Annotated in this window: 7 protein-coding genes; 3 read left to right on the top strand and 4 right to left on the bottom strand. The window is 57.5% G+C overall.

Going from position 1 to position 10,377, the window contains the following annotated elements; translation table 11 throughout:
• Together BSU04_RS21755 and BSU04_RS21745 are read left to right on the top strand one after the other, a co-directional pair.
• On the top strand, window positions 1-207 hold a 207-nt coding region (locus tag BSU04_RS21755; RefSeq protein WP_089162553.1), incomplete at its 5' end, for a hypothetical protein.
• Window positions 208-845: 638 nt separating this feature from the next.
• Window positions 846-1,973 carry a hypothetical protein gene (locus BSU04_RS21745; RefSeq protein WP_089162551.1) on the top strand — a complete coding sequence of 376 codons (1,128 nt, stop codon included), beginning with the start codon at window positions 846-848 and terminating at the stop codon, window positions 1,971-1,973.
• 1,384 nt (window positions 1,974-3,357) lie between these two features.
• Here the strand turns inward: BSU04_RS21745 and BSU04_RS21735 are convergent.
• Together BSU04_RS21735 and BSU04_RS21730 are read right to left on the bottom strand one after the other, a co-directional pair.
• Window positions 3,358-4,182 carry a hypothetical protein gene (locus BSU04_RS21735; RefSeq protein WP_089162549.1) on the bottom strand — a complete coding sequence of 275 codons (825 nt, stop codon included), beginning with the start codon at window positions 4,180-4,182 and terminating at the stop codon, window positions 3,358-3,360.
• A gap of 31 nt (window positions 4,183-4,213) precedes the next feature.
• A complete protein-coding gene (locus BSU04_RS21730) occupies window positions 4,214-4,510 on the bottom strand; it encodes a helix-turn-helix domain-containing protein (RefSeq protein ID WP_089162548.1) in 297 nt (98 codons plus the stop codon).
• A 1,073-nt stretch (window positions 4,511-5,583) separates the two neighbouring features.
• Between BSU04_RS21730 and BSU04_RS47790 the strand changes: the two genes are divergently transcribed.
• Entirely contained in the window at window positions 5,584-6,096 is a 513-nt protein-coding gene (locus BSU04_RS47790) for a hypothetical protein (protein ID WP_089162547.1), read from the top strand.
• Between the two features lie 2,302 nt (window positions 6,097-8,398).
• Here the strand turns inward: BSU04_RS47790 and BSU04_RS21715 are convergent.
• Together BSU04_RS21715 and BSU04_RS21710 are read right to left on the bottom strand one after the other, a co-directional pair.
• The gene (locus BSU04_RS21715; protein ID WP_089162545.1) at window positions 8,399-8,800 is read right to left on the bottom strand and encodes a hypothetical protein; all 402 of its coding nucleotides are present in this window, start codon (window positions 8,798-8,800) and stop codon (window positions 8,399-8,401) included.
• A complete protein-coding gene (locus BSU04_RS21710) occupies window positions 8,801-9,703 on the bottom strand; it encodes a hypothetical protein (RefSeq protein WP_256983178.1) in 903 nt (300 codons plus the stop codon).
• Window positions 9,704-10,377 lie beyond the last annotated feature (674 nt).

The raw sequence follows: 10,377 nt of genomic DNA, 5'->3' as shown, positions 1-10,377 counted from the left end.
AATTTACCGTCCGGGATCACGCAAGGGCTCAACTTCCTGATCCCCGAGAACTGGTCCGCTGATCAGGCGCTCGCCGTCGTAGAACTACTGGATGACCTGCGCGAGCGTATCTGCATGCACTATCAGCTTGAGCTTCTTGAACTGCAACATCAACAACGCGCCAATCCCAAAAACGCTCACCCCAACGACGTAGACGACCCATTTTAAAGTTGCGGAAATAGTCGGTGGCAGGGGGTCTCATCCTTGCCGCCATCTATCCGCGCTTTTACACCGCCGCTAACAGTTGGTGCTACGGTCAAGCGATATGACATCAGGCTGGCGCAGGCCGGTGTGATCGGCGGCCCATTTCTTGGGGAAATGGTTCCGACCACCAAACCCGACGAATTGATCAGCGTGAGCGACGCGGTTCGGCTTAACCGCGAGGGAAAGCGAAGCAGGGGGCGCCAAAAGCAGGATTTGGCCGCGCAGAAGGCCGCCGGGAAAGCGAAACGAATTGCGAAACCAGACAGTGCCGCGCTTGATCGTGCACGTCAAAGCCAGCAGCGGTCCCTGCACGGCGATCCTTCAACGAAAGACGCCCCGTTGCCTCCGACGCTCACGCCGCAAGAAGCTGCAGCCGCCGCATCGTCTCACGTGCCCGCGCCGAAGCCGAATGAGCCGCCGGTCCGAACGGGGCAGGTGCACGAGCTTGAACGTGAACCAACGCTCCATCCGTGGGGCACGCGACCCATCGCCACCACGGTCGCATCAGGAAGGCGACTGCGTCAGGAGGCGACGCTGAGAACGTGGTCGTCCCGTGCGAGCAATTGCAGACTGGCAGGCGCTGAAACAAAAGGAGGTCGGTCATGAGTGTGCTTCCTGAGGACGATCAATGCGAGCCGGGGGCACCTGCGCTCAATATCAACACTGAACAAGCAGTCGGCGTTCGGAGAGCCGGGGCTCAGGACCTGGAGTATCAGCCTTCGTTGGCTGAGTCAGACGAAAACGCTGGCTATATTCCTGTTAACGATGAAGTCAGTCCGGAAGAGCGGCTCTTGATACATCCGCTTTTCGGAGAGCCAGCGATAAAGAGTGCTCCTACGCTTGAAACGTATCATGCCTGTCGAGAGCGGCTGCTTAACGGGACGACTGCGTTCACGGTACTTGGAAAGCCAGGAATGGACTGCCGAGGCGCTCTCAGGGTTATTCGTCAATACCTGAAGCAGGAATATCCACATCTGACGACCTTCGAACACACAGTGTCGCGCTTTCGCTCAGCCAGGCCATACGTAGTGCTATCTAGTCTCCTGAATTCGGTGAAACACGGTGTTGCCGGAGGATCCCCGGAAGCGCAGATGTCGCGCCTAGTCAATATGCAAGAGGAGAGGGCGCTAATTTCGGGCTTTCCACGGTCGGTCTGGATTTTGCACAATGTTGAGCTGATCGGGTTTCAAACGTGCCAGATCATGTTGGATATGCGGGACCGTCTAGCGCTAAAAGGGATCCGTCTGTTCCTCGTCAACGGAGCGTTCGCTGAACCCTTCATGACCCAAATCGCAAGCTTCTCTTCGGTACTGAGTGGAAGCGAAATACAGACGGTCTTCGGCAGCATCCATCCTCTACGCGGGCTGTCAGGACTGCAGGAATACGCTGAGGTATTAATGGAGATCGATAGCATGCCAATTCGTCGCGACTCTCCTATAACATGGACGGAATCGCTACTGCCGCTAGCCTTCCGGAACGGATTCAGACTCACAAAGCATGCGCCGGCCATACATGCGGCGATCACTGCAAGGATGCCACTGGGAAACTTCCCGGACCGATCGTTCCTCGATGTTGTCCGAAACGTCCTGTCAGTCTCGGCGCGAAATGATGCGCCTGACTTCGATATCCCACCGATGGTCTGGGAAAATGCAGTAGATGTCGTGATAGGGATCGGGAACAGTTATCTTCAGGCGGTCGGGGCCGGACTATTGTCGGATGACCGGTCGTGAGCATGCCTGAGTACGCCGGACGTGACCTCTCACCGCTTCCGTTCGAATCTTCGCTCAGCCAGATCGGTCGCATTGTTTCGTTAAACGAGATGTCTGGGGCGGCATTTCTACGTCTTGCCGGGCTGAGCGATCGTTTCCGAAGGCGGGGCGCTGCAAATGACCAGTTTGTTCCTGAGGAGATCGCGGCCGTAATGCAATGGCGATATCCCGATCCCGGGTTGCCAAGGAGGTATGACAACCTACTTGACCTTCCCTGTCGCAGTGGGCTGCTTCGGGTCTGCGATGAGTGCATTGGAAGCATGTATCACTCTTTCTGGCATCAATGCTGGATTGTCAACGAGTGTCCGTTACATGGGTGCCGGCTACGGGACGTGTGCCTTTTTTGCAATCGACCGTATGGGCTTTACACGTTTTCGCACGTAGTTGCCCACCGTTTTTCGTGCAAAAACTGCGGGAGCAGCCTCTCGAGTGAACCGGCTACAATCGCCCGACATCTCAGGATCCGGAAGGGTGCAAGCCGATTTTCGGCTGCGTTTTTGGGCGTTCATCAGCAGTTGTTAAGGCTGCTTGTTGCAACCCGGCCGCTGTGGGATCAGCAGACGCACTTCCCTTTCGGCAAGGTTGGAAAGTGGTGGCCAGACAAGAGCCCTTACTGGGATGTCATGCAGGATGTTGGCAACGCGTTCCGTAAGAAGGCACGGGCAAACCTCGAAATGACCTGGTTGGTTTGGCCATCTGCGCATAGCCATAGTTTTAGCGATTACGGTGAAGTTGACCTCGCATACACTGAGACCGTTGGTTTACTCAGGCGTTGGCTCACACAGCGTCACCCGTATTTGATTGCCACGGGCGAGCGCCCAGAATTGCTCGATGTTGACGGATCTCCGCGTACCGATCTTTGGCCCCCAGAATTTGTCGCTTTCATGTTACTGCGGTACCACGTCGAGATAGGAGCCACGTCATGGGGAGTGAGCGGCGCAGCTACCGGAGTCCTCCGCACTTCAAGGGCGCGGTTCGTCTCTCCGTGGCTCAGTACTGCAGGACATCCGAAAGGGTTCGCTCGGAGTGAGTGGGTCCAGGCGATGGTCTTCGGTCAGTTTGCTGCTCTCTACTGGGCGGCGAGAACGGGTACGCTTTCAGGTAAGAAGTTTGAGGCCGAAGATTATGTCGTTCCCTGCTTCTGGAGCAAACGAAATTGGGAGCCAGATGTTGCGGCAGTTGTGTTTCCGCCTATTGAGGGCATGCCGCTCGGTCGATTTAGTCCCTCGCCGCTCCGACTTTACGACGCAGTCGATCTCGTGCGTCGTGATTGCATCTCGACGCGGCGTGAATGGATAGCGATCAGGCGGACCGGCGGTCGTTTGACTACGTCCCGACCCGAAGATCATGGAACGTAGAATCCGCTTCGGGCGTTCAACGGATCGCGCCCAATCTGCGCCCAGTCATTAGACTGGGTTTCCTTTCGTACTTTGTCGATGTGAGACGCACGGCCCCAGGTCTGCGTCCAGGCAGGGATTTCGGGGACCTGAGCCAGGAGCAGCTGGGACAAATGTGCCGGTGCACCGATTTGCTGTCCCGATGGCGACAAAATCACACTGTAACCTCGATCGCCTTCACTTCCAGGAGCATCTGGATAGGTGGAGAGGACCACGAATACTCCAAACTCCGCGGCGACGGTTCGCGCCCGGTCTAGCAACTTCCCGTCGCTCGGCAGGCATGAAACCAGAGTCATGCAGGACTCGGCGACGCCCATTAGCGGAATTGGGATACTAAGATCATCCTCGAATAGGAGCGCCGCTGGCTGGGCGAAGTAGGGCGTGTCAAGCAGGGATATGTACTTGCTGACCGGTGTTAGCAGGCGAGGGGCCTTAATCATGGGCCACTGGACGTGCCGCGCGATCAGACGCCCCTCGCACGCAGCTAGTACGGTACGGTACGGGAAAGGCTTTTTAGCGAGTTCGAAAGTGCCGCATACGACTAACGCGTGCTTTCGCGCACTGAGCTCACGCAGCCATTCAATCAGGGTCCGCGTTGAACATTCCATCTGCGGACGGGAGACCCCGGCCTCGGGCGTGGTTCGAAAGGGCTGGCCGGGCAACACGAGGATATCGAACTCCTGCGTCGCGATCTCCGCCTCAACGCGCGCTACGAATATCCGAGTATCAGAAAGTTCGTCGTCAAAAGGCAAATTCAGGGCTGCAAGCAACATTCATCGGCTCCGATGCTAGATGCCCGTCCCGTCAGTCTTTAACAGAGTCGTACGCCCGAATCTGCGCTAGTTCTCCCTTGATCCGTGCCTGGATGTCCACGATCTGCAGATCAGTCCGGTCGCAAGAATACGCGTAAATCAGCAGGCTAAGCGGGTGAACGCCAATGGCACCCGCGATCGCGTCGAGCTTGTCCAACGTGGGCGTCTGACGGCCACGCTCAAGCTGGCTTAAATAGGTCCTGCTGGTTACGTCTAGCCGTTCCTGGGCGACCCCGGAAACTCTTCTGGCTGCCTTCAGGGCGCGGGCAAGGCCATTACGTAGAGACATTCGCTTCGCTAGATATTCAAAGCAGCCAATTTCGACGGATGCACACGATCAAGCTACAATTGATAATGTGCAAAATGTAACCGTGCGGGCGCGACAATCTTCGCGCCGAGCGGCCGTCGGCCAAGGCGATCGATACGCAGCGGCGTTCCCTCACCTTGTATTCCAGTAGGTTTAGCGTCCATTGACTTGATCGCTATGCTTGAAAAGCAATGGGAGGGGGCATGACCCAGCACACCGTTTCAGGTGCTACCTCGGCTCCGCTCAATCATGAGTCAGCGATGTCGGTCCTATTGCGAATTGCTTCGTCGAACGCGCTAACACCGAGGCAGACTCTAGAGCTTTTGCTCCCGTACCCGCCCTCAGGCTGTGAACTCGATCTATTCCGGCTTGAGACCAGACGCGCTCAAGGGTGGGGCGGTCGGATTGGCTGGCAGTGGCGACCGCTAGAAGGTGCGTTGATGTCAGCGCTGCCCGGCATGAAGTCTGTCATGTGGAGCGCTCGGTCCAGGTGGTGCCCCGTGTGCATCGGTTTCGGATTCCACTCCATTTGGTTCCAGCTATCCGCGCTCGCGGCTTGCCCGATACACGAATGTCCGCTGACTGAACGTTGTCAGGTATGTGCGGAAGCGTTGGGACCGTACAAGGTGTCGAGAGCGCTTTTCTTAAAACCGTATCATTGCGCGGCTTGCGGCAAGCCGTTCGCCGGCCATCTGCGAAGCTTGCGAGAAAGACTTGAGTTTTTCCGCTGCAGTGAGAAGGTCAGTCAGGCGTTCGAGCCCCTCGCGCGTTGGTACTCTCGGGCGACAAGAGAATTGTTATTCCTTGATATACCCAACAGGGGACTGCGTAACCCCGAAACGTTGGGATTCAGGTGCCAGATATTGGATGGCGCGATCCGGCAGTTCCTACCTCATCCGCGGATGTATGTAATGACAGGGTCGTTTCCAGTCCGCCTGCATTCGTGGAGTACACGGATCGCTCACGATGCTCCAGCAGGCGAATTCCCTTCGAGATACGGGCTACTCTCTGGCGGCGCTGCACGCTCGGCATACCAAGCCACAACGCGGTCATTGATGAGATTTGTCGCGCGGCACCCGTCCGGTGAAAGCGGATCTAAAAGACTCGCTTTCGAGAAGAATGGCGTCGCCGCGCTGGACGACTGGCACTCGGTCCGATTGGCGCTCATCATCCTTCGATACATCTTCGAAGAGCCTTTCTTCCTCTATTATGACGCTCCAATTCGAGGGGCCGTTTTACGAAGCTCGATTTTTGGGGCCGCAATTGTTGAGAACCGCCTGCTGAGAGTCGCCTGTCGAGCGTTGGTGCTCGCTACGTTTCTCTCCGCCCATGAACTGGCTAGCGGCTTCGTTGCGCGCGGGTTCATTTGTCGCCAAGATTTGATGATGTCACCCGGCGATCTTGTGGTCCTCGTCGGCACAGTGTCGAATGGAATCCAAGATGGGGTCGTCGCATTCCCGGACACCAGTCTCACCGATAGGGTTGTGCGTGGTGTTTGGAACTCAGACGCGCTTGTGGCGACGATCCGGCAACTCAATGCGACGTTTGCCGAGAGGATAGCGTTATGACATAAGCGCCTAGTTGGCAGTCTGCATTGGTCGGACGTATGGCCTGCGGCTGCATTTGATACGGTTTCTGAAGGAAAAAACCTGCCCGTCTCGCATGGCAATCAACCAAAGTTTTCCGAGAGAAAGGCCGTCCGGTCACCAGAGGATCACGGAACACTGTCCCATTGGTGCCCCATCTATCAGGCGCAAACACTGCGCCGATCGCGACGCGCGGAGCACGTAAAGCGCGGTTCACACCGATGGTTGTCGCGCACTGTGGCCACCAGGCGATGGACTCAACTGGGGTAAGGCTCCCAGTTTTCCCGTCGTTGTGCATGCCCTTTGCCCGACTGGGCTCGGGAAAGCATGTACGACAATTCGGCTTGCCGTCCATATGGCTCACAAAAATATGTAGGGCGCTACAATTTATCGTGTGCATTTGATATCATATTTTCTCTTTTCGCAACGTACTTTCATCTTCGAACGCCGGTCACTAGGTGGGAGACAGGCGCACCGATGAGATAGGGTGCAGCGGCTTCTCTCCGGAGGTCCTGGCGAGAATACGATGGTAATGCACAAAGGAATATCGATGTTAGTGACCGACGCGAGCTGGGCCGAGCGCCACCCGATGAGACGGGCGGTTGCTCGCCCTTATTTGCCGTGGCGCTGCGTAGCGTGGACTGACGAGACCCCCACCTTTCTCGCAATCGCTTCCCGCAGCAGGTTGGAGGAGCCGCATCTTCCTGACGGATGGATTATTGACGGTCCGGACGCGTTGCTCGAGGCGGCGGCTGCGTGGGCGCCAGAGAGTTATTCGGTCTATGTACTCGGGCGAAGTGCGAGGGGAAGCGACACGTTCCCCTGTCGCGTCAAAGGAATATGGCGAGAAGTCAAGGCCTTCGAGGGCGCTCGAGGTGCGCTCTGGTACTCAACAAGTGCCGGCGATATGAAACCATGTGAATTTGCCGGTGCAGCCGGTCGGATTCCGCCCGAACTGGCCAAGGAGATCAGCTTTTATGCTAATGAGGATCGACTCTGACACGGGCAGGTGGGACTAGCTGTCAGCGTGCATAACAGCCGCGGCTGTCAGTTCGGCGTTGGTCGTGTCGGCCACAGGGGTTTGAACATGGATCTGGTGATTCGGCGCTGGGTGGATCTGTAGACCCGCCCCAAAACGTGAGGGAAGGTAAACCACAAACAAACTGCCGGGTCCGGTTATAACCTGTTCCCTTCGAACGGGTTGGAGTCGTGCTGCGACCGCTATTAGCGCCACTCGTTTTACCGGATACGAACCAACGGCTGACACAAAAACTGAGACCTGCCTCGCGTGCCTGTGTCAGGCAGCTTTGCCGCTTAAATCGTGGGAGCAGGACGGGCGCGTTGATTGTAGAGATATCTCCGGGGCGTTCCTGTTCCTCAGGTGTGAGACACGGCGGCATGTTTCGCTCTCCAGCCGTCAACGCTACACCTCGTTGCGCCGCCGACCGCTCGGACAGTTGCTCGCGCCAGCGTTTGAAGTCAGTGAATTCGGTCAGATAGATTCGTCGCCGGCCAAGTAAGCGCGGTCATAGAGGCGATTATTCAACACTCCATTGGGGCCGGTGGGCCTCATCGTTGAACTTACGCCGGGCGTACGACTGATCGCCAGCGCTCTCCACGACGCGCGAGAAGTGTCCGCGTTCGCCAGACATCGGCGCCGGTGGCCATCTGCCAGAAGACCCACTAGGTCACGTCATACTTGGCTCGGGCATCGTGTTGAGGCCAAGTAGAAGAGGATCGTCTAGGGCTCGAAAGCTCGAAAACGCTGATTTGCGAGACATCAAGCTTTGGTCCAGTGTCGATAGCGGCCGGTATCCGGTTGTTGCAGCTGATTCGCAACAAAATGGTTTTTGAATTGATTATTCTAATAGTATTTGCGCTTTATCGTATCATCCGCGCTCTGAGCTGGTTTCACCGCAGGATCGAACCAGCTGCTTGTGGCCACGAATGAGCCTCATCAATCATTCCGGACAGCAAGAGGATCGCTCAGAGGCTGTCACGGCCGCGTAAGTGGAGCATTGGATTTTTTGAAGCCTGTGCATAGCGGAGTGCTTCGGCTGGCCGACCTTGCGCCATCAACGCATCGACTCCCCAGCGGCTGCAGTCCGACGAGGCGAAGCGCGCGCTATCCACCAGCCAGATCAATTCGTCGTAGCCTTGAGCGCCGTAGAGCGCGCTCAGGCAAGCAGTCGTGCGGTGAAGAACTCGCCGCGGCCATCAGGGCCTAACACGCGTGTGGTGGTCCCCAAAAGCCGCTCTGCCCAAGCCGACGCGGCTGACGGCGTCACGCATAACCGGCCCCAAGGTTACCTAAGTGTTCGATGTATGGCATCCGATCTTCTTGCAGCGCATCGAATAGCCTCTCAAGCCATGCTTCGCTCACGGATCCTGTCACGTCAGGCGCGGCGATGATCGGGACGAGTACGTCGATGGCGCGATTCACCGCGCTTCCCAGTGCGCCGGAGGAGCTATCAACTTGCTCCAGCGCGTGCGAGAGCTTTTCGAGAAGCAAAACAGCGCCGTGAGCCGCAAGAAGAGGGTCGGTGCGTGCCGCGCGTTTGATCTCTGTTACCGCTTCCTTCAGACGTTGAATCGGCAGCGCTGAGCGCCAACCGAAAGCCTGACGTCGGAAGTGGGAAGCGAATGCCCACTTGTGGGAGCTACTTCCGACCGTTGGAGTTTTCAATCAGCGAGTGCTCATGTAGGACGAATAAAGCGAGGCGTGCAAGCCCTGAAGCTTCTTGCGGTAATCCAAAACTTCGTAGTGGCGACCTTGCCGCTCAAGGCTGAGCAATTCGAGCAGCAGTCGCATGGCGCGCTCCGGGCTCGTCTGCGTTGACGGCTGCGCTGCGATCAGCAGGCGTGCAAGAGCGGGTTTCTCGATCAAGACCCAGGCGGGGAACCAAGCGATATCCGTGATATCACCGGCACCTTCAAAGTTCGCGTAGAACTTCTTGAGCAACGAATCCAGCGGCTTGTCGCCCATTCGTTCGACAAGCCTGGCACAGCGATCCGGCGCGAGCCATGCGAGTTCCGCCAGGAGAGGCCAGGTTTGCTCCAGTGCGTCGAGCCGGTAGGAGGCTTCGCCCATCCATGCTAGCGGAGCGGGAATGCGACGCCATGATTCGATGGGAAGGACCGCGTCGCGCGCAGCCGACCAACCGCCTGCCTGCAGCCATAGCGCTGCTGCATGGGTGTCGATCGAATCGGCTCGGAAGGGCAGCGAACTCGCGCGCTGCGCCAGTTCCCGCCATAGGGGTAGAAGCCATCTGCTGCCCGCATGCTCACCCCACATGCGCAGGGCGGCCGGTGTGATTTTTTCAACGAGCGCACCGCGTGCTTCAGCCGCAAATTGATGCTTGGAGAACGCGACGATTGAGCGCAGATCGAGTGCGCCGGCTAGAACGGCCAGTTGGGGAATGCTGTCGTCATCGGGATACTCGTCACTTAGCCGCCGAAGGGTCTGCTGCGTCTCGCGCGCATCGTAGCGTTGCAGCGCGCTCAAGACATCGTTGCGCAGCATCACATCGCGGCTGTCTGCAAAAATATCGAGTTGCATGCTGGAAATAGAGAGCGGGCGGCTGTTCAAGTGAAAGCCAATTATGCCATCGACGCCTACCGTCCGGGATTGACTGGACGGAGCGACGCCGGCCGCCACGGATCGCGCAATCGAGCCGGGGGTGATCGGCCTGATCAGGCCACCGAACGGGGCTCCGAAATGCGATTTCGGAGGCTGGTCTTGATCGAATCCGGAGGTGTCGCGCAGGGTGCGATGATGGACCGGGTAATACGTGAATGCCGCAAACTGGAATCAAGTCGCATGAAATCCAGACCCAGCGCAAGATTGTCAGAAGTGTAAAGACGAACTGGCGGAATCGAGTATCACTTCGTGGCTGCTCCTCAAACAAAATGCGCTTTGAAGATCGGCGGGGGATCCTCAGGGTTCTCACGAGATTTGGGACATCGACGGAACAGGGAAGAGCGCAGATCAATGCGACGTCTGCTGTGGTCGGGCGCAATGCCGACAGCACTTCCGTGCGTTGCTGCTAGCTTAGACGGTGAAGCGTCTGAAACGTCGGAAATCGGGATCACGCCGACTCGAACGGATAGGTCTTGGCAGATCGCGCGGCGTAGCTGCGCTGAGCGGCCATCGTTGGTGGGGCGGGCAAGTCCCCACTGCCGAAGAAAATTTAGACACTGCTTTGATGAAAGGATTGGCACCGGTTCCTTATTACAGCGCCAATAAGACGTTGTGTTCTTCGT

This window comes from Caballeronia sordidicola (assembly GCF_002220365.1).
Lineage (GTDB): Bacteria > Pseudomonadota > Gammaproteobacteria > Burkholderiales > Burkholderiaceae > Caballeronia > Caballeronia sordidicola_C.
The sequence above is the reverse complement of the archived record's forward strand: the minus strand, read 5'-3'. Positions and strand labels throughout refer to the sequence as shown.